This window comes from Actinoplanes sp. CA-030573, assembly GCF_050951115.1.
Classification (GTDB): domain Bacteria; phylum Actinomycetota; class Actinomycetes; order Mycobacteriales; family Micromonosporaceae; genus Actinoplanes.
Genome location: NZ_CP192038.1, coordinates 2,566,673 through 2,590,755, shown reverse-complemented (window position 1 = coordinate 2,590,755; position 24,083 = coordinate 2,566,673). Strand labels below are relative to the sequence as shown.

The 24,083-nt window shown below is 69.9% G+C and carries 22 protein-coding genes; 13 read left to right on the top strand and 9 right to left on the bottom strand.

Annotation, left to right across the window (positions count from 1 at the left end):
- Positions 1-54: 54 nt before the first annotated feature.
- On the top strand, positions 55-1,920 hold the full coding sequence (locus tag ACQP2F_RS12070; protein ID WP_433303462.1) for a hypothetical protein: 1,866 nt from the start codon (positions 55-57) through the stop codon (positions 1,918-1,920).
- A gap of 51 nt (positions 1,921-1,971) precedes the next feature.
- Here the strand turns inward: ACQP2F_RS12070 and ACQP2F_RS12065 are convergent, their stop codons facing one another.
- From ACQP2F_RS12065 to ACQP2F_RS12055, 3 genes are all read right to left on the bottom strand, one after another.
- Positions 1,972-2,370, bottom strand: coding sequence for a hypothetical protein (locus ACQP2F_RS12065; protein WP_433303460.1), 399 nt, complete (start codon positions 2,368-2,370; stop codon positions 1,972-1,974).
- Positions 2,363-6,679 carry a fibronectin type III domain-containing protein gene (locus tag ACQP2F_RS12060; RefSeq protein ID WP_433303458.1) on the bottom strand — a complete coding sequence of 1,439 codons (4,317 nt, stop codon included), beginning with the start codon at positions 6,677-6,679 and terminating at the stop codon, positions 2,363-2,365. The genes ACQP2F_RS12065 and ACQP2F_RS12060 overlap by 8 nt, the downstream gene beginning before the upstream one ends.
- 177 nt (positions 6,680-6,856) lie before the next feature.
- Positions 6,857-7,369 (bottom strand): RICIN domain-containing protein, encoded by a 513-nt coding sequence (locus tag ACQP2F_RS12055; protein WP_433303456.1) that lies wholly within the window; start codon positions 7,367-7,369, stop codon positions 6,857-6,859.
- A gap of 199 nt (positions 7,370-7,568) precedes the next feature.
- Between ACQP2F_RS12055 and ACQP2F_RS12050 the strand changes: the two genes are divergently transcribed.
- Together ACQP2F_RS12050 and ACQP2F_RS12045 are read left to right on the top strand one after the other, a co-directional pair.
- Complete coding sequence (locus tag ACQP2F_RS12050; protein WP_433303455.1) at positions 7,569-7,973, top strand: VOC family protein; 405 nt, start codon at positions 7,569-7,571, stop codon at positions 7,971-7,973.
- A complete protein-coding gene (locus ACQP2F_RS12045) occupies positions 7,970-8,257 on the top strand; it encodes a winged helix-turn-helix transcriptional regulator (protein WP_433303453.1) in 288 nt (95 codons plus the stop codon). The genes ACQP2F_RS12050 and ACQP2F_RS12045 overlap by 4 nt, the downstream gene beginning before the upstream one ends.
- A gap of 50 nt (positions 8,258-8,307) precedes the next feature.
- Here the strand turns inward: ACQP2F_RS12045 and ACQP2F_RS12040 are convergent, their stop codons facing one another.
- The 3 genes from ACQP2F_RS12040 to ACQP2F_RS12030 all read right to left on the bottom strand — a co-directional run bounded on the left by ACQP2F_RS12040 (position 8,308) and on the right by ACQP2F_RS12030 (position 11,214).
- Positions 8,308-9,378, bottom strand: coding sequence for a hypothetical protein (locus ACQP2F_RS12040; protein WP_433303452.1), 1,071 nt, complete (start codon positions 9,376-9,378; stop codon positions 8,308-8,310).
- A 208-nt stretch (positions 9,379-9,586) separates the two neighbouring features.
- On the bottom strand, positions 9,587-10,657 hold the full coding sequence (locus ACQP2F_RS12035) for a CU044_5270 family protein (protein WP_433303449.1): 1,071 nt from the start codon (positions 10,655-10,657) through the stop codon (positions 9,587-9,589).
- Positions 10,654-11,214 (bottom strand): RNA polymerase sigma factor, encoded by a 561-nt coding sequence (locus tag ACQP2F_RS12030; RefSeq protein WP_433303447.1) that lies wholly within the window; start codon positions 11,212-11,214, stop codon positions 10,654-10,656. Before ACQP2F_RS12030 ends, ACQP2F_RS12035 begins: the two co-directional genes overlap by 4 nt.
- A 163-nt stretch (positions 11,215-11,377) precedes the next feature.
- Between ACQP2F_RS12030 and ACQP2F_RS12025 the strand changes: the two genes are divergently transcribed.
- The 10 genes from ACQP2F_RS12025 (at position 11,378) to ACQP2F_RS11980 (ending at position 20,770) form a co-directional block, all read left to right on the top strand.
- Positions 11,378-11,545: a hypothetical protein gene (locus ACQP2F_RS12025; protein ID WP_433303445.1), complete on the top strand. Its 168-nt coding sequence runs from the start codon at positions 11,378-11,380 to the stop codon at positions 11,543-11,545.
- A gap of 112 nt (positions 11,546-11,657) precedes the next feature.
- Positions 11,658-13,040, top strand: coding sequence for a ricin-type beta-trefoil lectin domain protein (locus ACQP2F_RS12020; protein WP_433303443.1), 1,383 nt, complete (start codon positions 11,658-11,660; stop codon positions 13,038-13,040).
- Between the two features lie 37 nt (positions 13,041-13,077).
- Complete coding sequence (locus ACQP2F_RS12015; RefSeq protein WP_433303441.1) at positions 13,078-13,809, top strand: carbohydrate esterase; 732 nt, start codon at positions 13,078-13,080, stop codon at positions 13,807-13,809.
- Between the two features lie 459 nt (positions 13,810-14,268).
- Entirely contained in the window at positions 14,269-14,625 is a 357-nt protein-coding gene (locus ACQP2F_RS12010; protein WP_433303439.1) for a hypothetical protein, read from the top strand.
- A 78-nt stretch (positions 14,626-14,703) separates the two neighbouring features.
- Positions 14,704-15,264 (top strand): hypothetical protein, encoded by a 561-nt coding sequence (locus tag ACQP2F_RS12005; RefSeq protein WP_433303437.1) that lies wholly within the window; start codon positions 14,704-14,706, stop codon positions 15,262-15,264.
- 153 nt (positions 15,265-15,417) lie between these two features.
- Positions 15,418-15,915, top strand: a complete 498-nt coding sequence (locus ACQP2F_RS12000) for an NUDIX domain-containing protein (protein WP_433303435.1) — start codon at positions 15,418-15,420, stop codon at positions 15,913-15,915.
- A 21-nt stretch (positions 15,916-15,936) separates the two neighbouring features.
- On the top strand, positions 15,937-17,715 hold the full coding sequence (locus tag ACQP2F_RS11995; protein ID WP_433303434.1) for a hypothetical protein: 1,779 nt from the start codon (positions 15,937-15,939) through the stop codon (positions 17,713-17,715).
- 192 nt (positions 17,716-17,907) lie between these two features.
- Complete coding sequence (locus tag ACQP2F_RS11990) at positions 17,908-18,078, top strand: hypothetical protein (RefSeq protein WP_433303432.1); 171 nt, start codon at positions 17,908-17,910, stop codon at positions 18,076-18,078.
- A gap of 293 nt (positions 18,079-18,371) precedes the next feature.
- Entirely contained in the window at positions 18,372-19,109 is a 738-nt protein-coding gene (locus tag ACQP2F_RS11985) for a hypothetical protein (protein ID WP_433303430.1), read from the top strand.
- Between the two features lie 977 nt (positions 19,110-20,086).
- Complete coding sequence (locus tag ACQP2F_RS11980) at positions 20,087-20,770, top strand: hypothetical protein (RefSeq protein WP_433303428.1); 684 nt, start codon at positions 20,087-20,089, stop codon at positions 20,768-20,770.
- Positions 20,771-20,832: 62 nt separating this feature from the next.
- Here the strand turns inward: ACQP2F_RS11980 and ACQP2F_RS11975 are convergent, their stop codons facing one another.
- From ACQP2F_RS11975 to ACQP2F_RS11965, 3 genes are read right to left on the bottom strand one after another with little or no spacing between them, the layout of a single operon-like run.
- Positions 20,833-21,345, bottom strand: a complete 513-nt coding sequence (locus tag ACQP2F_RS11975; RefSeq protein WP_433303426.1) for a VOC family protein — start codon at positions 21,343-21,345, stop codon at positions 20,833-20,835.
- A 25-nt stretch (positions 21,346-21,370) separates the two neighbouring features.
- A complete protein-coding gene (locus tag ACQP2F_RS11970; protein WP_433303424.1) occupies positions 21,371-22,042 on the bottom strand; it encodes a hypothetical protein in 672 nt (223 codons plus the stop codon).
- On the bottom strand, positions 22,039-23,985 hold the full coding sequence (locus tag ACQP2F_RS11965) for a peptidoglycan-binding domain-containing protein (protein WP_433303423.1): 1,947 nt from the start codon (positions 23,983-23,985) through the stop codon (positions 22,039-22,041). The genes ACQP2F_RS11970 and ACQP2F_RS11965 overlap by 4 nt, the downstream gene beginning before the upstream one ends.
- Positions 23,986-24,083: the final 98 nt, after the last annotated feature.

Below are 24,083 nucleotides of genomic sequence, written 5' to 3'. Positions count from 1 at the left end.
CATTGCGCTGCTCCGGCAACGGATCGACGACGGCATCGGGCAAAGGGGGGAAATGTGAAACGACGCGTCTGGATGATCGGGTTGATCGCGGTGGCGACGGCCGTGGCCGTCACCCTGCAGCCGGGGAGCTCGAGCGCCGACCCGAGCGTGCCCCAGCGCATCGCGGCCGGCACGCTCAAACCCACATATCTGAAAGTCGACGGCGGCACGAAGAGGATGCCGTTCCTCTCGCCCGGCCGCACCGAGCTGCTGACCAACTCCTCGTCCGCCGCGCGGGCGCAGCGGGTGACGGCGGACGGCGCCGGCATCGCCGTGAAGTCGGCCGGCTGCGCCGAGCGCGCCGGCGGCCGCAACGTACGGGTGAACCAGGACTGCACCTACCGCCGGCAGGCCGAGGAGCACATCGCGGCCGACCCGAACAACCCGGGCAACCTCGTGGCCGGCATGAACGACAGCCTGGTCGGCTGGAACCGCACCAGCATCGACTTCTCCGTCGACGGCGGCCGGCACTGGGGCGCCATCAGCACCGCGCCCTTCGGCTACCGCCTCAACGACCCGGAGGACCTGCTGCCCACTGCCGCCGACCCGAACCGGCACACCATCAGGGGCGACGCCGGCTCCCTGCATTCGTACGACGCGTGCAGCGACCCCTATGTGGCCGCCGACTCCCGCGGGCGCTTCTTCTACACCTGCGTCGGCTTCGACATCGCGTCCAACGATTCGCTCGCCTTCGTCGTGCCCTCCCCGCCGGGCGCCAAGGGGTCCTATTTCGACCAGGTTCCGCCGCCGTCGGGGGTGCTGCCGCCGTACACCGGGCGCGAGCACATCGTCGCCGAGGACAACAGCGCGGCCGCCAGCTACGACGCGCCCAAGGTGGCCGCCGACCACTTCGTGCACAGTCCCCGCCGTGACAACGTCTACTTCACGTGGACCGTCTTCAACTTCAGCTGCGGCCCCGCCCACGACGAGTTCTGCGAGTCCCCGGTCTGGGGATCGATGTCCACCGACCACGGCTTCACCTGGTCGACGCCCGAGATGATCAGCGGCGTGAACCCGGCCGTCTGCACGCTGGGCAACGCCTTCGACCCGGATCTGGACCCGGGTTCGTGCAACTTCGACGGGCACTCCGACCTGACCGTACGGCCCAACGGCGAGCTGGCCGTCACGTTCATCGGCCAGAACACTCCGACACAGAACCCGCAGATCCTCGGCCTGCGCTGCCACCCGGCCGGCAGCTCGACCGCCGGCACCGCGCACCTCAACTGCGGCACGCCGCGGAAGGTGGCCGACTACGTCACCGGTCCGTCCTGCGACTTCGGCGGTGGCCTCGAACAATGCATCCCGGGCGTGTACATCCGGGCGCCCTTCGAGACCGCGCAACGGCTGAGCGTCGACGAGCGCACCGGCGACCTCTACAACACGTGGTACGACTACCGGCTCGGCGAGTTCGACGTCTTCGTGACGCGCTCCACCGACGGCGGAACGACGTGGAGCCCGCCGCGGCTGGTGAACCCCGACCGCGGCACCGACCACTACTTCTCCGCGATCGACGTCGGCGAGAACCACGGGACCCAGGTGGCGATCAGCTACTACCGGACGGGGCGCGTGCCGGGCGAGAACGTCACGCCACCGGGCGGCTTCGGTCCCGGCGTGGCCACGAAGATGTCCGACTACGTGCTCTCGGGCGGCAGGGGGCAGGCCACCCCGTACCGGTTCGAGGTGTTGTCGCCGAAGTTCCCGCCGCCGGACGGCATCCAGGCCGGCTTCAACGGCGACTACTCGGGCATCACGGTCGACCGCAACGGCATCGCGCACCCGGTCTGGTCCGACACCAGGAACCGGACGCCCAACCCGGCCTTCGACAAGGTCACCGTCGACGAGGACGTCTTCACCGCGGCACGTCCCATCCCGGGCCGCTGAGCTCCGGGCGGCCGCCGGCACGCGCCGGTGGCCGCCCGGAACGGGGCCGCGCTACGAGCCGTGGCCGGCGTGGCCGTCGTGCGTGACCGCGCCCACCGCGCACGCGGCGTCCGGGGGGTTGGCGCGCACGACGATCAGCGCGCGTCCCGTCGCCGTGGCGCCCGGCTCGACCCGGTTGACCAGGCCGACGCCGGCGCCGAGCGGGCCGCCGGCCGCGGCCACCGTGAGCTCCACCTTGTAGGCGTGCTCCACGCGGTCGCCGTTGACGACCGTGTAGGTGACGTCGGCCGAGCCCGCGTTCTGCAGGTCGCAGGAGGCGACGCGGACGGTTACGCGCTGCGGGCCGACCGGAGTGCCGGCCGGCCTCGGCACCACCGCGAGCACCCCGACCACCACGAGGACCGGAAGCTCGGCCAGCAGCGGGGTGAGACGGGCCGGAAGCCTAGGCATGCCTGAACACCACCGTCGCCATCAGCCAGACCGTCGACGCGCCCGTGGTCACGCTGGCCGCCGGGGTGCCGCCGGTGCCGACCACGGTGTCCTCGACGAGCATGTCCATGTTGCCGTTCGGGGACAGGTTCACCCGCGTCGTGTAGCCCGGGTCCCCGGTCAACGTGTTGCCGAACCCCGAGTCGGCGTAGAACCCGATCGCCAGCTCGCCGTCGGCGGTGGCGGCCGGGGTGACGGCCGACTTCACCACCTGCTGGCCGGTGGTGGTGCCGGTGCCGGTCGCCTGCTGGTCGACGGCGCCGGCGCCGGAGGCGGTCGACAGGCCGGAGTACTCGGCCGCCGCGATCCCGACGTCGGCCGACCCGCTGACCGTCGCCGTGATGGTGGGCTTGATGCCACCGGTCGCCACCACCGCGGTCCACACGCTGACCTGCGTGTGGTCGGACGCGGTGAACGAGGTGAGCTTGGTGAAGACGTCACCGGCGCTGTCGGTGACCGTGCCGACCGTCGCCGACCCGGCACTCCACACGCCGACCTCGACGACCAGCCGGTTGTTGGCCGTCGCGGTGGCCGGCAGGGTGACGGCCAGGCTGGTCCGGCCGGCGCCCTGGGCCGACACCCGCTGGACGAAGGCCGGCGCGGTCACGTTCGTCGGGGTCACCGGATTGGAGTCGGCGGAGTCCGGTGAGGTGCCGACCGCGTTCGTCGCCGACACCCTGAAGGTATACGCGGTGCCGTTGCTCAGCCCGCTCACGGTCGCCGTCGGCGCCGTCACCGTCACCGGCGTCTGCGCGGTGCTCCCGATGTAGGGCGTCACCGTGTACGACGTGATGGCGCTGCCCCCGTTGGCCGGTGCCGACCAGCTCACGGTCGCCGAGGCGTTGCCGGCGGTGGCGGTCACCCCGCTCGGCGCGGCCGGGGCCGTCGGCGGTCCGGCGGTGCCCGGCTTGAACACGAGCGTGCCGAGCAGCCACGTCGTGCTCGCCCCGGCGCCGACCGCCGCGTTGGGCCTGGCGCCGGCCACGACGATCTGGTCCTCGGTGAGCAGGTCCATGTTGCTGTTGGGCGAGACATTGCCGCGTACGGTCCAGCCGCTGCCGGCGGTGAGCGGGTGGTTGAAGCCCGAGTCGCCGTAGAAGCCGATCGCCAGCTCGTTGCCGGCCGCGGTGGCCGCGGTCGCGCCCGACTGAACCGTCGCGGCGCTCGAGGTGGTGCCCGAGTTGGTGGCCGCGACATCCACCACGCCGGCATCGGCCACGGTTGACAGCCCGCTGTACTCCGCCGCGACGACGCCGATATCGGCGGTGCCGGACGCGCGGGCGGTGATGACCGGCGCCTGCCCGCCCCCGCCGGTGATCGGCGCGGTCCAGACGCTCAGCTCGGTACTGTCGCCGGCCTTCCAGTGCGCCACCTCGGTGAACGGGTCGCCGGCCGAGTCGGTCACCCCGCTGGTCGTCGCGCCGGTGCCGCTCCACGTGCCGACCTCGACGACGAGCCGGTTGCCCGGGCCGAGGTTCGCCGGCAGGGTGACCGCCTGCGCGCCGGCCGTGCCCTGGGCGCCGGTCTGCTGCACGAACGTCGGGGTGGCCACCGTGCCCGGCGTCACCGCGTTGGAGGCGGCCGAGGCCGGCGACGTCCCGATCGCGTTCGTCGCCGTCACCTTGAAGGTGTACGTGGCGCCGTTGGTCAGCCCGGTCACGGTCGCGCTCGTGGCCGGCGGGTTGCCGGTCACCGTCATCGGGGTCTGCGCGGTCGTGCCGACGTACGGCGTGACGGTGTATCCGGTGACCGGACTGCCGCTGTTCGGGGGCGCGGTCCACCGCACCGTGGCGAACCGGTCGCCGGCCGTGGCGCTCACCCCGGCCGGCGCCGCGGGCGCGGTCGGGGCCTGGGACATCTGCACCATCGACGCGACCGACGGCACGCCCTTGTCGTTGACGATGAACAGCATGTAGTAGCCGGGCGGCGCGAGCGCCGAGCTGGCCGGCGCCTGCACCGACAGCGTGGAGCCGTTGGCGGTGAAGCTCAGCGGCACGAAGTGCTGGTTCATGTCCATCTGGTGGGTGTCGGCGCCCAGCGAGACGAGGTTCACCGACCGGATGCTCGCCGCGTCGGGGGTCGAGACCGTGATGCTGCCGCCGTAGGACGCGCCCGCCGACGCCGAGGTGATCGTCGGCCGTGCCCCGTTGGACAGGTACGGCGGCGAGTAGTACTGCGCCGAGTACTGCGCCGTGCCGCCCTGCCCGAACGGGTGGCCGCCACCCGCGACGAGCACCCGGCCGTCCGGCATGAGCAGCGCGGTCGAGTGGTAGTTGCGGGCCGCCGCCATCGAGGCGCCGGTCGTCCACGCCTGCGTGGCCGGGTCCCAGATCTCGGTCGACAGCACGCCCGAGGTGACGATGCCCTGGTTGGTGTCGGTGTTGCCGCCGACCGCGAGCACCTTGCCGTCGGCCAGCATCGTCAGTGTGTGATACACGCGGGCCGAGCTCATCGGCGCCGCCGCCGTCCACGCCGGGCTGGCCGAGGTGAGGTCGATGGTGGCGGCCGTGTTGAACGCCGGCCCCGACGCGTTGACGTTGGCGCCGCCGCCGGTGTAGAGCACCTTGCCCGGCCGGTACATCACCGAGGACCCGTTGTGTACGCCGCTGGCCCCGCCGACCGAGGTCCACGTCTGGGCGTTGACGTCGAGCAGGAACGAGTTGTCCTCGTCGGGCCCGATCGCGAAGACCTTCCCGCTGGGCAGCAGGTAGGAGAACGGGTACTCGGTCTCGTGGATCTGCGGGGTGGAGACGTTGGAAAGCAGGGTCCAGGTGTTGGTCGACGGGTCGTACACCTCGGGCGTGTCGGCCCAGTGTGCCGACGAGGTGTCGTTGCCGCTGAGCGTCACGTACCGGCCGTCGGCCAGCTCGGTCACCGTCGGGTACCAGCGCGGGAAGTGCATGTCGGCGACGCGCGACCAGCTGTTGGTGGCCGGGTCGAAGATGTTCGTGTCGACGATGCCGAGCTGCCCGGTGGTCAGGCCGCCGTAGCCGCCGACGACGAGCACCCGGCCGTCGGGCAGGGTGGCCCCGCCGTCGCAGAAGACGCTGGTCGGCGCGTTGACGGTGGTGAACGCGTCCGGCGTCGACGGGTTCCAGATGACCGACGGCTGCGGCTGCTGCCAGCCGTCCCAGGCGACCACGTTGCCGTTGTAGAGCAGCGTGTTGGACAGCGCGACGATCGGCCAGGTCTGCAGGCTCGACCAGGAGCCGCCGGGCACGGAGGCGGGAGTGACCGCGTTGGAGGCCGCCGAGGCGGGCCCGCTGCCGACCGCGTTGGTGGCGGTGACCGTGAACGTGTAGGCGGTGCCGTTGGTCAGCCCGGACACCGTCACGGTCGTCGCCGGCGGGTTGCCGGTGACCGTCTTGGCGGCCTGCGCCGTCGTTCCCACGTACGGCGTGACGGTGTAGCCGGTGATCGGGCTGCCGCCGTTGGCGGGCGCGTTCCAGGTGACCGTGGCAACGCCGTCGCCCGCGGTGGCGGTCACCCCGCTCGGCGCCGACGGCACGGTCGGCGGGTTGCCGGAGCCGCCGCCGGCGCGCAGCACGAGCACCGCCATCAGCCAGGTGGTGTTGGCGCCGGTGCCGGCCGTCGCCGAGACGGCCGAGCCGACCGGCACCACCTTGTCCTCGGCCAGCATTTCCATGTCGCCGTTCGGTGACATGTTGGCCCGCTGGGAGAACCCGCTGCCGGCGGTGAGGGAGGCGCCGAAGCCCGAGTCGGCGTAGAGCCCGAGCGCCAGCTCACCGTCGGCGCTCGTGGCCGCCGTGGTTCCCGAGCTGACGCTGCCGGCGCTGGAGGTGGTGCCGGCGGCGTGGGCCTGCTGGTCCAGCACCGTCGCGTCGGTGACGGTCGACAGTCCCGAGTACTCCAGCGCCAGCACCCCGACGTCGGCCGACGACGTGGGCTTGGCCGTGATGGTGGGCTTCGTGCCGCCGGTCGCCACGACGGCGGTCCAGACGCTCATCTCCGTGTGGTCGCCGGCGGTGTAGTTGAGCAGCTTGACGAACGTGTCGCCGGCGTTGTCGGTGACCGTGCCGATCGTGGCGTTCTTCGAGTTCCACACGCCGACCTCGACGATGAGGCGGTTGCCGGCGACCGTGTTGGACGGCAGCGTGACGGCGCGGGTGCTACCGAGCCCGTGCGCCGTTGCCTGCTGGACGAAGCTGGGCGTGGCGGCGGCGTAGCCGGGCGTACCGGCCGTCACACCGGCAGCGGTCAGTCCCGCGCATACCGCGCCGATCGCCAGCTTCCGAAACAAGGACCGCATGCCTGCTCCTGCATCCGACGAGGGCGACCCCTCACACGGTGTGAGGACGGCGCAGTGTCCCCACACTGTGATCCCGCGCCGGACCGGTGAGCAAGATTCACGACAGCGCCCGGTCCCGGTTCTGCACGTTCGGCTGACCGACGCTCCTCCTCGCGTCGGGCCGGATGCCCCGCGGCGTCAGGCGACCAGGCGGAAGCGCTGGTTGCGGACGCCCGGGTAGAAGCAGTCCCAGATCTGCAGGTACGCGCCGTTGGCCGTGGACGCCCCGGTCACGTCCAGGCACTTGTCCCCCACGTCCGGCTTGATGCGGTACGCGCCCATGCTGCCGTCCCAGGTCACCATCCAGACCTGGTTGTAGTTGCCGGTGCAGGTCCACTGCTGGACCACGGCCCCGTTGGCGTTGAGGTTGTCGCGCAGGTCGAGGCAGGCGGCGTCGTGCGCCGAGACGATGTTGTAGTACTCGCCGCCCACCCCGCGCAGGTACCACTTCTGCTGCGAGGCACCGCTGCACGTCCACTGCTGGATCCGGGCACCGTTGGCCCGCGAGCCGTTGACGATGTCCAGGCACTTGCCGCTGTTGAGCGGCCGGAGCTCGTACTTGATTTCGGCCGCGCTCGCCGGCGAGGCGACGGCCAGGGCCCCGGCAACCACGGCGACCGCGACGGTCATGGCACTGATCAGACGTTTCATCGTGTCCCCAACTTCTTCCGATCAGCCCCGGGACAGCCTAAGTGGACAGAGCCGCGCCCGGCCGCCCCGCCGGCCCGGGGCCGCGAGAACCGACGATTCCGGCGATCGCCGTACATGCCGCATGACCCCGCGCGTGCGCGCGATCTCGTCGCGACGCCTGCCCTTGACGACCCACTTGCATTTTGCAAGTATGGCCCACATGAGCCTCTTCATCACCTGCCCGGTCGAAAGCGTCGAGCGCGCCACCGCCTTCTACACCGCCCTCGGCTGGACCCTCAACGCCGAGATGTCCGACCACAACGTGTCGTGCTTCGCGATCGCGCCCGAGCAGTACGTCATGCTCGGCAGCCGCGAGATGTACGCCAGCGTCGGCGGAGTCGAAGGGCTGATCGGCGGACCTGAGACGCCCTCGAAGATCACGGTCTCGTTCAACCTGGGCAGCCGCGAGGCGGTCGACGAGCTCGTCGACCGCGCCGGGGCGGCCGGCGGCCGGATCGGTGACACCGACGACTACCCCTTCATGTACCAGCGCCAATTCGACGACCCCGACGGCTACCACTACTCACCGTTCTGGATGAAGGCCGACGCCGATCCGGCCGCGTGAGCGACCTCGCCGCGGCCCTCGACATCGTCGGAGCACGGTGGGCCCTGCTCATCGTGGAACGGCTCCTCGACGGGCCACAACGCTACGGCGATCTCCAGCGCGACCTCGGCGTGCCGACCAACATCCTCGCGACGCGCCTGCGCGAGCTCGAAGCGGCCGGCGTGCTGGTCCGCCTGCCCCTTCGGCACAACACCCGGGCCTATGCCCTCACCGATCGCGGGCTCGCCTTACGCGAAGCGATCCTCGCGCTCGGCACCTGGGCCAAGAACGACCCCTCAGCATGAGCAGGCGTCCGGCCAGCCCCGGCCCGCGGCACACCACGTGAGGACCTTCGTCAGCCGCCACACACCGGACCGGCGGGGGGCGCTACCCCACCCACTGGCCGAGCCTGCCACCTCACCGACTGCTCCTGCCGGAACTCTTCCAGGTTGATGTCGCTTTCCTTGATCGTCTTGCGTCGCTGGAGCTCCGCCCAGTACTCCGGATCGAGGAAGATGGCCGGATTCGTGAGTGACCGGGTCACCACCTCGACCTGACCCAGATACAGCAGCGCGTCGAACAGTTCACCGAACTTCTCCCCGCACTGCCCGGGAAGGTATCGGAAATCGTTCGTGTCGGCCGACGCCAGCCAGGTGCCCGCTGCGGGAACGACCATCCGCCGGGGAGCCGGGGCGAGGCGCGGGTGGGTCCCGGCCACGATCACGTACGTGCGCTGCCCGGTCACGTGCTCGATCCACGGAATGATGTCTCCGTCGCGACGCACGTGGTTGGTGCCGTAGCAGATCAGCGCCCGGCGCCCCTTGGCCAGCACCTCCCGTTCGATCACCGAGATCGTGTGGCCGTCGCGGTCGCCGAACGCGAGCACGTCGTCCCGCGTCTTCACCTTGGCCCAGTCGATCGGCGGGTCGCCGAGCAGCACCCGGATCTTCTTTTGCGTCGGGAGCGGCCAGTTGACCGCCCGGACCGACCGGAAGAACTGCTCGTGCATCGGCGAGTCCCAGGTATTCGACGGCGACTGCGTGGTGTTGCGCCAGACCAGCCGCAGGTCGCGATCCTCCACGATTTCCCCGTTCACGAACCGGTCCATCGTCGGCTGGTAAAGCGCGTTGCCGAACTCCACCACGATGTCGTCGACCATGGCGGGCAGCCGGGGGTCGAACAGCAGAGTCTGCATGGCGTCGTAATGCTCCTGCTGCCCGTGGATCTCGCCGATGGCGACGATGCGGTGTTTGCGGAACGCCGCGATGACGGCATCGGCGAGAGTGCGGGCAGAGCTGCCGGTGGTGGCATCCTCCCCGGCGTTCGCGGTGGGTGCGAGCCCGAGCTCGGCGACGCCGGTGGCGGCTGCGGCCCCGGCACCGGTGAGGGCCAGCAGTCGGCGGCGGGTCAGTCTCTGATTCGTCATGGGTGTGTTCTACGGGTGGGCCACTAACACGGTCCGAACGATGTCTGTCATGCCTCCGTCAGCCCGGCGATCGTGAAGTCCGGTGGGCGCTTTCGCTTCGGCGCATTCCGCACGCCCACCGTGGCATTTGAATGCCGGCCGTCTCGGGACAAATGCGGTAGCCGCCGAGCCGGTCCGGGGCCCCGGACCGGCTCGGCGAGGGCTTCTTCTAGGAGCGGGTGGGCGCCGACGGTTTCGCGTCGGTCCACTCGATCGTCAGGAACGTCTCGTTGCCGGACTTGACCGCCTTGCCGTCGCCGGCCGTCTTGGCGTCGTAGCCCCGGGCGAGGACCTGATGGGCCGCGGGATCGAGGATGATCGAGTTCGCCTCGTCGATCTCCGAGCCGTTGTGCGGCAACGTGATGCGGACACCGTCGCGGCCTTCGGCGTCCTTGACGTTTTCCTGCGTCGTGATGCCGGGCAGGCCGGCGATCACGGTGAACGCCGCGGCGCGCACGGCGGGTGATGCGGGGACCTCCACCAGCAGCTCGGTCATCGCCCGGAACAGGTTCGCATCCCCGGCAGGGGTGCCCGGGAGCGCGGCGGTGGCGCGCTGGACGATCTTGTCCTGGAACAGCTTCTCGAGCCCGGCCGGGTCGGTCGGCAGCGCGTTCACCTCGACGGTGTCGAAACCGCCCAGGCTCTGCAGAAACAGCGAGGCGGACGTCCTTTCCAGCGTGGCCTTGCCCGGAGCCGCACGGAGCGTACGGTGACCGGCCGCGTCGTCGGTAGCGACGTTCCACGTGGCCGGCTTGCCGGCCGCCACCCACTTCGTGGTGTCCTCCGGGGAGAACGGGCGGTATCCGAGGTCCCGCTGCCCTTCCCAGCTGGCCTCCCGCGGATCTTTGGCGAGCCAGTACTCGACGACGGTCCGGTTGGCGAGGTTGTAGCCCTCGACGTGGTACGGGCCGCGGACGACGACGGCCGCGGTGTGCCAGTACCGGCCCGTCTTCTCCGCACCGGCCGTGGTGGCCGCGGCCAGCAGCAGGTCGTGCGCGCCCAGCTGCCGGGCCTGGGTGGTTGTTCCTACGCGGGGAGTGTCCGGCTGGCCGAGGACGAACGCCATCACCGCGGTCACGGTGAGGGCGGCGCCGGCACCGGCCAAGGCCGCATGAATCTTGCGACGGCGGGGGCGCCGCTCCATCGCCGCGGTGAGCTTGCTCCGCGCCTGAAACGTCGCCTGCGGGGTCGGCCGTGGTGCGTCGAGCAACTCACGGATGAGCTGAAGGTCTTCGTTCATCGGGTGGCTCCTGAGATGTCACGGGTGGGATCGGCTCCGCCCAGCGCCGCACGTGCGGCCTTGCGGGCGCGGTTCAGCCGGGAGGCGACGGTGCCCTCCGGGATGCCGAGGGCGACGGCCACCTCCGCGTAGCCGAGGTCGGCCAGGGCGACGAGCAGCAGTACGTCCCGGTCGGCCGGTTTGAGCCGGCGCAGTGCTTCGGCGAGCTCGCACTGGACGACGCCGGCGGCCACCCGCGAGATGACCCGCTCGTGGTCGTTCTCGGCCGGCGCGGCGTGCGAGCCGGCGCGGCCCAGGGCCCGGTATCGGCGCTCCTCGTCGCGGCGATGCCGGCGAATCAGATTGGTGGCGATGCCGTAGAGCCAGGCGCGTACGTGTCCGGCGTCGTTCAGCTTGGCCCGGTCGCGGAACGCCACCAGGAACGTCTCGGCGGCGAGGTCATCGGCGTGGGACGCGCTCAACCTGCCGGCCACGTACCGGTAGATCTCGCCGTGGTACTTGTCGAACAGATCCGTGAACCGGTCGGTCGGTGCGTCTCGCGTGGTGATCACCACCATGAGTGGGTCCGTTGGCTAGTCACGGCTATTAGTGCCCGATAGCCCCCGATGCCTTCACCGCTCATCCTCGCCGACTCCGCCGCCGGCCCGTTGGCCTCGTCGGCGCTGTCGCGTCGTCGCGCCTGGTCGCATGATGTGCGGTGAGACGCCGAAGGAGGCGACCGTGCCTGAGTCGAAGGGCGATGCATCGAGCCGCCGGCTGCGGTGGGGATGGCTGCTGGTGGGGATGGTGGGGTTCGTGATTGTCGCGGCCCTGATCGGCTACCAGATCATTCGGCCCTTCAGTGACTGGGTCAACGACGTGCTCGGCCGCCTGGGCATCGGCGAGTAGCCCACGAAACCATCACCAGTGCCCGCTCACCTTGGCTCGTTGACGTCTCACCCGGCCGGAGCTATGTTAACGTTCTCAATATTGAGGTACTTCGATTTATGAGGTCCGTTCGGTGAGACGACTGCTGCCGCTGCTCGGTGCCGCCCTGCTGCTCGCGGTGGGGGTCTTCACCCCGGCCGCCCGGGCCGCGGCCGTGGCCGTCACGCCAGGCACCGTGTGGACCGACACCTCGCGGAACCCGATCCAGGCGCACGGTGAGGGCATCATCAAGGTCGGTGACACGTACTACTGGCTCGGTGAGGACAAGACCGGCGGCTCCCCGTTCCAGAACATCAAGTGTTACTCGTCCACCGACCTGGCGACGTGGCAGTTCGTCGGCAACGTGCTCACCCGGCAGTCGAGCGGCGACCTCGGGCCCAATCGGGTCGTCGAGCGCCCGCACGTCATCTACAACGCGAGCACGGCGACGTACGTGATGTACATGCACATCGACAACAGCGGCTACTCCGAGCGCAAGGCGGGGGTCGCGACCAGTAGCAGCGTGTGCGGCACCTACACCTACCGGGGCAGCTTCAAGCCGCTGGGCCACGACAGCTTGGACGACAACCTGTTCCTGGACGGCAGCACGGCGTACTTCCTCAGCGAGGACCGCACCAGCGCCAAGCTGCAGATCTACCAGTTGTCGGCCGACTTCCTCAGCGTCACCGCGCTGGTGAAGACCCTCGAGCAGTACGAGGCGCCGGCGATGGCCAAGATCAATGGCACGTACTACCTCTTCGGCTCGCATCTCACCGGCTGGTCGACGAACGACAACCAGTACACGACGGCCACCTCCGTAACAGGCACGTGGAGTGCGTGGCGCAGCTTCGCCCCGGCCGGCACCAATACCTGCAATTCGCAGACCACCTCGATCCTGCCCGTCACCGGCAGCTCGACCACCAGCTACATCTTCCTCGGCGACCGGTGGAACTCGGGCACGCTGAGCGACTCCCGGTACGTCTGGGAGCCCCTGACGATCAGCGGCACCACGGTGTCGATGACCTGCCGGTCCAGCTGGACCGTCGACGCCGCCACCGGTGTGGTCGGCACGGGCGGCGGCACCGGCACGGGCACGGGCGTCCTGCGCGGCGTCGGCTCCGGCCGCTGCCTGGACGTGCCCGGCTCGACCACCGCCAACGGGACGCAGACCGACATCTATGACTGCAACGGCGGCGCCAACCAGTCCTGGACCTACACCGCGTCGCAACAGCTCGTCGGGATCGGCGGCAAGTGCCTGGACGTGTACGGCCAATCCACCGCTGCGGGCGCGAGGGTCGACATCTACGACTGCAACGGCGGCGCCAACCAGCGGTGGAACATCAACAGCAACGGCACGGTCACCGGCGTGCAGTCCGGGCTGTGCCTCGATGTGACGGGCGCCGCCACTGCCAACGGCACCAAGGTCGAGATCTGGACCTGCAACGGCGGCGCCAACCAGCAATGGGCGCGCGCATAAGCGCCTCGTCCCCGCCTCCCCCGGGTGCGGCGTCCGGATGAAGCCGGCGGCCGCCGCCGCGGCGACGACCAACGTCTGGATGGCCGGTGACTCGACCATGGCCAACCCCCACACCGGCTGTCCCGTCGGCTGGGCCACCGAGTTCGACGGGCAGTTCCACAGCAACATCGTGGTGAACAACCTGGCGGTTGCCGGTCGCAGCATTCAGACGTGGCTGTACGAGGGCGGCGTCACCGCGAACAAGAATTCCGCCGGCGAATGTGCCCTCAACTCGACGACCCTCTCGGTCAACTGGCAGAAGGTGCTCGACGGTATGAGGGCCGGCGAATACCTGTTCATCCAGTTCGGCATCAACGACGGCGACAGCGCATGCCCCAAGCACGTCGGCGGCGCCCGCTACCAGCAGCTGATGACGATGATGGCGCAGGCCGCCCAGGCGCGGGGTGCCTTCCCCGTCCTGGTCACGCCGGTCGCGGCCATCGCCTGTTCCGGTAGCACGGCAACCCTGAACCGCGGCTTCTACCCGGAGACCTTCGCGGCCGGCACCGCCACCGGTGCTCCCGTCATCGATCTGCGGACCCTCAGCGTCGACTACTACAACTCGCTCCACCTCTGCCCCAACAACGGCGACTACACGGCCGGGCCGGTAGGACAGTTCTTTTGCAACGACCACACCCACTTCGAGGCGTACGGTGCCCGCCGGATCATGCGTCTAGTGACCGGCGCGCTGAGGACACAGAACATCCCGCTCGCCGGATCCTTGCTCTAGCGGCGGCGCCGCTCGGGCCACAAGCGAGTAGCGGCCGTCGGACCTGGCGCCCAGGGTCACCGATCGACAACCGGTCCGACCCGCAGCCAACCGGTGCAAGTTGAAGGGCAGCAGCACGACCGGATCCCCGCCAGCCCTCAGCCGTTCGAGTTCCGAGAGCGAACAGTCCATGGTGTAGGCGGCGTCGAGTTGTCCGCCGTCCACGACAAAATCAGGGTGGTCCAGCTCCAGGATGCATTCCAAACGGCTGGCACCCACCTTCGAAACGAGGCCGTGCGGAGATGCGCCGTCCGGCGCTTGTCGGCGGACGCCCTCCGCGTGACGGCTGTTGTCGGCGGCAGATCCGGACGGGCTGCGGAGGAAGCCGGGTGCACTGCTGGGGCGGCGTCCCGGGCGTTCATCGCGTAGCCGACTGTGGCCGCGTCGCGTGGCCGGCCACCGCCGGGGTAAAAAAGCGACATGGCCAAGTACGAAGTGAACGAGGCAGCGCTGCAACGAGCCCGACAGCTCATCGCCTCGAAACAGTACGTGCTGGACAGCGACTGGGGCGATGTGCAGCCCCGCGCCGACACCGAGAACGCGTTCCTCGACAAACATTCCTGGGACGAGTACGCGTCCTGGTACCTCGGCCTGACCGACGGCGCTTCGGCCGAGACCAAGGCCCGCTACGCCTTCGCCTATGGTGACCTGCGCCGGCTGCACCGTAGCGGCCTGATCGCCTGCGTCTACCGCGCCGCGGAGTGGCGACACAAGGCCATCGAGCTGGCCGCCTACAACCTCCTCCAGGAACTGGACGCGGCGGCCGGCATCAAATGATCCACTCGACGACCCGGGTCGGGAAACGGCTATCACGATGGCTGACGTGACGATGCCCGGGTGGGGCATGATCGGCAGGTGAGTGACGTGTGGGACGGCCCGTTGGCGTTCACCGTCGGCACGACGCAGATTCTCGTCGGCCTGGCTCCGCCGGCTGTCCTCGGTGTCTTTCAACAGCATGCCGACCTGGTCGAGGACTTCCCTGACGCCGACGACAGAGCAGTCGGCGGGTACTTCTTCGTTGCCGTTGACGACGGAGACGGCGAGTGGCCTCGCCTCGTGGTTACCCAGCGGTATGCGCCGTCGGGACCCGGATTCAGCCCGGGAGTGCTGTGTGTTCCCGAAAAGCGTCAGCTTTTCATCGGCGCCGGCACGCGCCTGGTGGCCTACCACGCGAGGTCCGGCCGGTGGAGGCGATGCTGGGTGGACGAAGCAGAGTTCGGTTTCTGGTCCTGGCGTCAGCACGACGACGTGGTGCTTATGTCGGCGGAACTGGAACTCGCCGCTTGGCGCACCGACGGCACGAAACTGTGGACGACCTTCGTGGAACCGCCATGGTCTTACCGGGTCGTCTCGGACCGAGTCATCCTCGACGTGATGGGTGACGTACGGACCTTCGATCTCAGAAGAGGTCCGTAGGGGTCGTCCGGCCACCGCATACAACGCCCAGGCCCAGTCGAAGTGACCATCTGAGGCTCTGCTTACCCGCGATCGGCGGCAAATGAGTGCGCCAATCCCGCGTCGTCTTCAAGTGCTGGATGAGTAACCGGCGCCAGATCTAGCATGCTCTCCATGAGCGACGTCGACCCCGGTGAGCTACCCGAGCTGACGTTCGTACTCCCGACCATCCCGGCCTCGGCCGGGGCCCTTATACGTGGCCGCAAGGGCCGATTGCTCATCTTGAAGCCGACGTACAAGGGCGGCTGGACGATCCCGGGTGGGATTGTCGAGATCGGCGAGTCACCCTGGGATGCGTGTCGCCGCGAAACCAGGGAGGAGTGCGGGCTCGACGTCACCACGGGGCGGCTCAAGTGCGTCGACTTCCTCCGCCCACGGCCTGACCGTCCGGGTGGTATGCGCTTCCTTTTCGACTGCGGCGTCTTCGACGACGCCGTCCTGGACACGGTGGTCCTCCAGCCGGTCGAGATCGCCGAAAGCCGGATCCTGCCGATAGACGCGGCGCTGCCTTTGCTCAGCGGACCGGTCCGACGCCGTGTGCGCGCCGCTTGGAAGGCAAAACGGGTGCGCTATCTGGAGGACGGCCACCCCGTACAGGGAGTCAGCCCATAACAGCCGGGACGTGCGCTTATCTTGCTGCGCAGGTGCCGAATTCCGACTGATCGCCGGCCCGCGGCGCTGGTATTTTCCGGCATGGACACGGTGCAGAGCGAGAACGACACCGCCGATCAGGCGCCGGCGGCAACCCAACCGGGCGCCCCGGACGCGTCTGCCCGCGGCGAGGAGAACAAGAACGACGAGAACAACCGCGCGGACGACCAGCGCGTGGACGACCAGCACGAGGTAGAGCAGCGCCCGGAAGACCAGCGCCCGGAAGAAAAGCGCCAGGACGACAAGCGCCAGGACGACAAGGGCGAGGAAAGCAATGGCGCCCTCTTCGGCTTCCTCGGGCTACTGGCCTGGGGCGCGGTCATCGCGGTCATCGCCTACCGCAAGCCCATCTGGTCGTTCCTCACCCGCTGGTGGTGGATCCCCGCCCTCGTCCTGCTGCTGGTCGCGGTCGCTCTCGCCACGACGGCAGGGCGCCGGTGGCTGCTGAGGGCCAGCGCGAGCGCACGTGCCGCGCTGGTCATCTTCGTCATTGTGCCGGCCATTCTCGGCGTCGTCGGCAGCGTGGCCGTCTTCCCGCAGCGATATCAGCTGATCTCCGTACGCATCGTCTTCCTGATCATCGTTTGCCTTCTGCCGGCCGCGATGTGGTACCTGTTCATCGCCACCCGCAAGGCCAGCCTTCTCAACGACTTCCTGGCGAGCCTCGCCCGCCTAGGATTGCTGCGCATCGCCGAGGGCGAGGACAACCTGACCCGCAAGCGGCGGGTCCTCAGCTATCTGCAGCGGTTCGAGGCGGTCTACGGCGATCTGCCCAAGGAGGTCTACGACGCCGCCATCGAGAACCGGGAGGTCGCCGTCTACAAGCAGGCGGACGTCTCGGGGCAGACGGGCCTTTCCACCACCACCCTGCCGGTCCTGTTCTCGACAGTGCTCATCGCCCTGGGCTGGCTCGTCACCCTTCCGCCGGGCGAGGTGCTCCAGGTGGCTCCGGCTCCGTTCGTCGAATCCTGGTGGACCGCCTTGGTGCCGAAGGCCTCCCCGATCACGCTGGCGTTCCTCGGGGCGTACTTCTTCTCGCTGCAAATGCTTTTCCGGAGGTACGTCCTGAAGGACCTGCGCGGCAGCGCGTACACCTCGGTGTCGATGCGCATCATCCTCGCCGTGATCGGCGTCTGGGTCCTCATGGTGGTGTCCGACAAGATGCACCTGCTGACCGAGGGCCAGCTGCTGCTCGCGGGCTTCGTGGTGGGCGTCTTCCCCCGGGTCTTCTGGCAGATCATCGAGTCCGTCTTCAAGCGGACCTTCGGCAAGATCGCGCTGCCCAGTATGCGGTCCGACCTGCCGATCAGCGACCTCGACGGCATCACCGTCTGGCACGAGGCCCGTCTCGAGGAGGAGGACATCGAGAACCTGTCCAACATGGCGACGGCCGATCTGGTCGAGCTGATGCTCAACACGCGGATGCCGCGGGAGCGCATCATCGACTGGACGGATCAGGCGATCCTCTACACCCAGCTCGGGCCGCAGGGCAAGGACAACGAGACGCGGGACCTCCTGCGCGCGCACGGCGTGCGTACCGCCACGTCTTTTCTCTGCTCCTTCCAGCATCAGCGGCTTCGGGGCAGTGACACCTTCGAGAGGATTTTGGAGCGCGACGGCTTCTCCGTCGCGGCGGATCTCGAGTCCTCGCTGTCGACCAACTCGAACCTCGAGCTGATCAAGCGGTGGCGCCGGATGCCGGCGCCCGTGCGCCGCGCGGACACCCGACGCAAGGTGCCGCTCACCTCGGTCGTTCCCTAGTACTCCACCCGGGGATGGTGACCTTGGCTCGCCGGCTGGCGCGGAGACGAGGGGCCGGCTCGGCTGGGTCGACATCTATCTGGAGTTTGGCGACCGGAACAGCGCGGCAAACACCTACTACCAGCGCGGTGTCCTGGCTGTCGCAGCTCAACCGACACCCCGACTCTGTCACCGCATTGTGCGGGTGCATGCGTGGCATCTCAATCCCGGCCGTCCCGTCTTGTCGCCCTTACCGCGAATCTTCAGGACGCGGCGGCCGCGTTCCACTCCAAGATCGGCGATGTTGGCGCCGCAGGCTTCGAAGATTCGCAGCCCGAGCAGGCCAAGCATCGCGATCAGGGCGAAGTCGTTGCGGTTGGCTGATGGCCGCGCGGTTGTCAGCAGCGCTTCGCACTGCAGGAGCCGGAGGCCCAGGGTGGGTGGGTCGGCCGGCATCGGTGGTCGACGCACGTAGTCGTGCCGGCGAGTGGACCAGGATCTGGTCGATGACGCAGACCCGGTAGGAGCGCCAACGCCCTCGACGCGGCAGATCCGCGCATCGGGGCCTGCCGGTAGACGGAGCGACCGCCATGCGGGTGGCGTTGTCGCTGTCTTCGACCTCGGCTTGCTCCCGGATGGCAACCGTCATTGCACCGGCGGGCGGCTAGCTTGGCGGGGTGTTCGTCTTCGGCGAGGTTCCTCCGTCGTCGCGTAGAGTCGGCATTCGCGCTGCGGTGGCCCTGATAGTGATCACCGGCGTGCTTACCTCTGCCTCGCTCTGGGCTGCGAACGCCCGGTCGGCGCCGGCGGCCGAGCTGCCGATCATTCCGGAAAGCTGCACACCGGGCACTGTCCGCGCCTTCTCCGTCAGCGGCGGACCGGTCGATCCCCGAACCTTTCTAGACGCCGTCCTGAAGGAGGATGCGAGGGCCTGTGGGTTCCTGACCGCGCACGACGCCGATCGGAATCCACCGCCGACGTCAACTGCGGTGAAGACCGAAGCCCGGACCATCAACGCTGGCGTGCAAGCGGCGATCTGCCCGGATCCGTCGTCCTGCCTGGATCCGCGATACAGCACCGAGACGGACGTGGCCACAATCCGCCAGGCACTAGCGGAGTTGGGCTATCCCGACGCCGAGATCCGGTTGGCCGAATACGTCGGCGAATCCCCGAACGCGACGTGGTCTTCGGCGTTGCGTTGCACGAGACGGCTGGCTGCCTCGTGTCATTCGCGCACATGGGCCAAGGCGTGGCGCCGATCGGTCCCGCCGGGACCCTGCGAAACGGCCATTGCCTACGCTCGGCGCCTTGACCGCAAAGCCTCCGACCCGCCTCTGACTCACTGGCGTATTACGGCACGAGCGCGTGCGTCCTTCGCGCCGAGCAAATCCAGAGGGCAGGCTGTTCGTCTCTAGCCGGGGCGCTGGTGTCACGACGCACTGTCAGTGAACAGGAGATAGCCGTGGACGACCGGCACGGCGGGCACACTGCGGTTGCGCAGCCGACCGTCAGGGACGACCGTGGGTGGCGCGGTGCGGTGACTTGGGCGATCCAGCACGTGTTGATCCTGGTGGCAATGACGGTGGGCGTCCTCACCTCCGACGGCGTCAACCGTGCCTACGCGGAGTATTTGCGCTTCTTAGAGCTCTTCGTCGTGCCGGTTGCCGGCAATAGTGGCCTTGTGCCTCGGAATGGCGTCTCGACGCGCTTCGTGTCTCCCAGTAGTTCTCGCCACTCTCGCGGGAGCGGCCGTGGTACTGATCGCCACCTTGATCGTCGGCAACGGCGCCACCTGATCCTGACGTGCTAATCCATCAGCATGAACACCAGACACCCAATGACTATCCACGCGGTCGAGGCCGATGCTGCTCCCCATTTCGCCCACGTGACGCGTCGCCGACCCCGGCTGTCAGGCGACCTCTGAGCCGCCCCAGGTCCCGCAGTAAAGCAGGCGGCGCGTCGCCGACCACTTCCGTGGCGAGAAGCCTCGCACGCGCCTCTCCGGGAGAGGGCGGGCCCCGCACCGGACGGGATCCGACTGGGCTAACCTCTCGGTGCGCGTCGGGCGATAGCACATGGGAATAGTGCGCCATGCGTGAGCATCGGCACCCGAGCAGTCTGGGACGAGCCGGTTCGAGTCCGGCGGCCCGGCGCGCCCGGACAGCGGCAGATCCGTGCAGGTGATCATTCGACGGCATGGCGTGGGCGTGGCAGAACGGCGGAGCGGGGCATCCAGGCCCTCTGGATCCGGTGGCCGTCTCTGGATAGATTGTCCGCCGTTCATGATCATCAAGCCGGGGGATGCGGTATGTGGGCACGGCGGCTGATAGCCACAAGCGCAGCAGTTCTCACGGGGGTGTCGGGGGCCGCCTGTTCGACCACGACGAACGGCGTGGCCGGCGTCAGTCAGGCTCCTCGGGTCGCCGCCTCGATTCCGGCCGACCCGGTGATGGCGCTTGCCGCCGCGAAAGCCAAGCTGGGCAGGGAGTCCGCCCGGTTCACCCAGGACGGCGGCTCCGACATCTACCGATTCACCGGCGTGGTGAACGCCGAGACCAAGAGCTGGGAGGTTACCGGGAGGGATTTCGTCGTCCGCCGGGTCGGGAGGGACCTCTACGTGCAGGCGAGCGGCCGAGCGCTGCACGACATGGCGCTGGGGTCGACCACGATCGCCCGCCTTGCCGCGGGCGACTGGGTTCATACGGGCTTGCCGCTGTACGCCGAATCCTCCGTGGTGTTCAACGACGCGTTTCCCTGGAACTTGGCCAATCCGGCGAACCGCGCCGGCGACATTACCAGGACTGGTAGCCGCTCATTCACCGGTCAATTCACCAGCAAGGACAAGAGGCCCAGCTCGACGCCGCGCCCGGACATAACCTTCCGGGTGAACATCGACCTCGACGAGCAGGGTCGCTTCTCCAAGATCAGCACTGCCTCGGTCGGCAAGTCCGGCGCGTACACCACCATCTTCACGCTCTCGGATTACGGGCTGCGGACCGACCTGGCGATCCCTCCGGCCGACCAAGTCGTGGAGGAAAAGGACCCCTTCTTCCTTTCTGCGACCCTGCTGCCATGAACCACCGTGTTTCGTGACGGCGTCACCGAAGCCGCCGGCCGTGCCTCAGGTTCGGCACCTATCTACGTTTCTTGCCGCAGGGGCCGGCTGATCGTGCTGTGCTCGCGGCCGCTCAGCTCGCGGTCCAGCGTCTCCTGGGCCACGCGCATCGCCTCGGCGTAGCGCGGCTCACCCAGCCGGCGCAGGCCCTCCTCGACCGGGACGTCCTCGACCACCGCGCTGATCCACCAGATGTTGCCGAAAGGGTCGCGCACGCGGCCGCCGCGCTGGCCGAAGGCGTGCGTGGCCGGCTCGGTCACCACGCGCGCCCCGGCGGCGACGGCCCGCGCGATCGTGGCGTCGGCGTCGGGGACGAAGACGCGCAGCAGCGCGGGCATGGCCGGCCAGTCCGGGCGCCGGTCGAAGGCGAGCAGGACGGTGTCGCCGACCCGGATCTCGGCGTGCCCGATGCTGCCGTCCTCCAGCGGGACCCGGCCCTGCTCGACCCCCTCGAACACGGCGGTGACGAAGTCGAGCAGCTTCCCGGTGTCGGGCGTGACGATCCAGGGCGCGACGGTGGTGTATGTGGTCTCCATGCACCGACGGTAGAAACCGATGCGGTCAGTTTCCGGCCGGATCGATCGCGGGTGTGTGCTTCGCGCGGACCAGAATGCGGGTGGTGCCGCTCAGGACGGCGAAGTCGGCGGTCAGGTGGAGGGTGACGCCCGCTTGCACTTCAAGATCGAAGGGCAGGTCGTACGCCCATCCGGGCCCCGCCTCGACCTCGCTCGGCCCCTCGACCACGTTGTCCCAGTCGCTGGCCGGCTCGTAGTAGCCGCGCCAGGCGGTCACCCGGACCGCGATCGTGGACAGGTCGAGGCGCAGCGGCTCGGTGCCGCGGTGGACCAGGCGGCCGTCCGGGGTCACGGCCACGGCCGCCCGCGGGAAGGCGGTCAGGCGGTCGAGCAGGCGGCGGGCGGCGGCGGCCAGCGCCGGCCACTCCCCCGGGCCGTCGGCGATGGCGGCGATCGGAACCGGCCCGGTCGCGGGCAGCTCGAGGACCTGCTGCCCGGAGCCGGGCGGCGGCGGTTCCGCGGGCGGGGCCGCGGTCACCGCCCCGGCCAGGGCCTGGATCGCGGCCAGCTCGCCGGCCGGCAGCCGGCCGGCGAACCAGCCGACGCCGCCCTCGCTGACGCTGCGCCAGCCGCTGATCGCGCCGTCGGCGGCGACCTCCACGCTTTCCGCCACGGCCGGCGACTGCGTGCCGTCGGTGACCACGAGCCGCAGGATCATCGCCGCTTCGCCTCCCAGGTGCCGCCCAGTGCCCGGCCGAGAATAGCCACGAACTCGGCGATATGTCGCGGTTGCGCGCCGTGGTCGTGCGGATCCTTCTCGCGGCCGGGGTCGCCCATGATCGATCCGCTCGAGTAGCCGAACCGCTGGATGGTCTCGTAGCGGTCGTTGTCGTCGGGCAGCGCCGCGTTGAGGTCGGTCAACAGGTCGCCGGTCAGCGGGACCGCGGGCCGCGGCGGCACCGGGGGCGGGCCGGGCGACGCGGGCACGAGCGGCACGACCACCACCGGCAGCGCCGCGTAGGCCGCGACGACCTGCTGAGCGTACGCGCCCTCCTTGACCCCGGCCCCGACGCTCGCCGCCCGCGCGTTCACGCTGCTGCGCGCGACCATCGCGGCCTGCAGGCGCGCCGCGATCGTGGCCGGCGGCACGCCCGGCCCGGCCGCATCACCGACCGGCGGCTCGTGACCGGTGGCCCGCACGTAGTCGCCGGGGTGCAGCTGGTACTCGTCCTGCAGGCCGATCAGGTGACCGAACTCGTGCGGGACGGTCGTGGCCGCGTTCGGGTCGCCGGCGTACCACAGACCGGCGTTGGCCCGGCCGGTGCCCGCCTGCACCTGCACCGTCTTGGCGTCGCCGCCGGCGCCCCGGGTCATCCGGAAGTCGACCGGCATGGTCCTCTTCGACGCCGTCTCCACGCCCATGTACTGGTTCCAGACCGTCTCGACGTGCGCGAACCACGCGGCCGGCGGGGGCAGCCCGACGAAGTTGACCTTGGCGGTGACCACCATCCGGGTCTTCTGGATCTCCCACGAGTACCGGGCCGCGTTCGCGCCGGTCATCCCGTACGTCGCCCCGCCCACCACCTCGGTCCAGTTCCGCTCGACAGCGCCCACGGTCGTGCCGGGCGCGATCGCGTCCAACGCGTCCCAGGCCGCCTTGTCCGCGGTGCCGGGCGCGGGCAGCGGCGGCACCCGCCCGTTCTTGAACGCCTGCAGCGCGCCCTGGGTCAGCGGCCCGAACACGCCGTCGTCCTTGAGCGCGGGCGCGGCGCCGGCCTGGTTCAGCTTCTGCTGCAGCTCCCGCACCGCCGGGCCCCGGGTGAGGCCGCCGACGCCGACCACCGGGTGCAGCGACGTGCCGGCCACCTGCGTGCCGAGCGAGTTGGCCGTCCCGCTCGGGGTGTTCTGCTCGACCGGGGTCGCGCCGGCACCCTCCCGGGCGACGAAGCCGCCCTTGACCTTGGCGTCGAGGTCGGCCCACATCGCGGCGTCGACCGTCCCGGTCGGGAAGCGCCGCAGCACCGCGATCTCGTAGCCGACCACGGCCAGCAGCACGGTTCCGTCGAAGACCGCGTTGACCGCCAGCCGGGGGCTGCTGCCGAGCGCGTTGAGCTTCTGCTGGGCGAAGCCGACGTCGGCGCCGCTCGACCCCATCGTCAGCACCGCCCGGACCGGGGGCGGCAGGGCCGCGAACGCCGCGTCGAGCCGGGTGGTGGTGACCGGATCGAGGACGCCGGTGGCCGGGGCGATGCCGGCGCCGGCCTGGAAGGTCCGCACCGCCGCCTCGGTCAGCGGGCCGAACCGGCCGTCCTCGGTCAGCGGCAGCGCCGAGGCCTGCACCCGGCTCAGCTTGACCTGGGCGTCCCGGACCGCCTCGCCGTGCGCGCCGGCCGCGAAGCCCGCCGCCGGCACGCCGGCCCAGGGCGGAGCGGCGGGCTGGCCGGCGAAGCGGGCGACCTGGCCGTTGCCCGCGAGCTGGGCGAGGCCGGCCATGGCCGGTCCGGAGGGCGCGCCCTGCAGCAGCCGGGCGAGGGCGGCGTTGCCCCCGGCCGGCAGCAGCGCCGGGCCGCCGCCGTCCGGATCGGACGTCCGGGTCGCGGGCACCGTCGCGTCCGGGCGGACCTGCTGCTCCGCGATCGGCGCTTCCGAGGCGTCTGCCATACCTCAGCCTCGGCCGCCGTGCCCCGCCGGCGGAAGGGCGTTCGGGCGGCCTTTGGGGAACACCTGGGCCCTTGAGGACACCTAGGTATGCCTAGGCG

Excerpts from the sequence above, each read along its gene's own strand:
- ACQP2F_RS12010 (WP_433303439.1), top strand. The coding sequence starts at position 14,269 with ATGGCCAAGTACGAAGTGAACGAGGCAGCGCTGCAACGAGCCCGACAG.
- ACQP2F_RS12035 (WP_433303449.1), bottom strand. The coding sequence starts at position 10,657 with ATGAACGAAGACCTTCAGCTCATCCGTGAGTTGCTCGACGCACCACGG.
- ACQP2F_RS11965 (WP_433303423.1), bottom strand. The coding sequence starts at position 23,985 with ATGGCAGACGCCTCGGAAGCGCCGATCGCGGAGCAGCAGGTCCGCCCG.
- ACQP2F_RS12000 (WP_433303435.1), top strand. The coding sequence starts at position 15,418 with ATGAGCGACGTCGACCCCGGTGAGCTACCCGAGCTGACGTTCGTACTC.
- ACQP2F_RS11975 (WP_433303426.1), bottom strand. The coding sequence starts at position 21,345 with ATGGAGACCACATACACCACCGTCGCGCCCTGGATCGTCACGCCCGAC.
- ACQP2F_RS12030 (WP_433303447.1), bottom strand. The coding sequence starts at position 11,214 with ATGGTGGTGATCACCACGCGAGACGCACCGACCGACCGGTTCACGGAT.
- ACQP2F_RS12060 (WP_433303458.1), bottom strand. The coding sequence starts at position 6,679 with ATGCGGTCCTTGTTTCGGAAGCTGGCGATCGGCGCGGTATGCGCGGGA.
- ACQP2F_RS12055 (WP_433303456.1), bottom strand. The coding sequence starts at position 7,369 with ATGAAACGTCTGATCAGTGCCATGACCGTCGCGGTCGCCGTGGTTGCC.
- ACQP2F_RS12065 (WP_433303460.1), bottom strand. The coding sequence starts at position 2,370 with ATGCCTAGGCTTCCGGCCCGTCTCACCCCGCTGCTGGCCGAGCTTCCG.
- ACQP2F_RS12050 (WP_433303455.1), top strand. The coding sequence starts at position 7,569 with ATGAGCCTCTTCATCACCTGCCCGGTCGAAAGCGTCGAGCGCGCCACC.
- ACQP2F_RS11970 (WP_433303424.1), bottom strand. The coding sequence starts at position 22,042 with ATGATCCTGCGGCTCGTGGTCACCGACGGCACGCAGTCGCCGGCCGTG.
- ACQP2F_RS12040 (WP_433303452.1), bottom strand. The coding sequence starts at position 9,378 with ATGACGAATCAGAGACTGACCCGCCGCCGACTGCTGGCCCTCACCGGT.
- ACQP2F_RS12015 (WP_433303441.1), top strand. The coding sequence starts at position 13,078 with ATGAAGCCGGCGGCCGCCGCCGCGGCGACGACCAACGTCTGGATGGCC.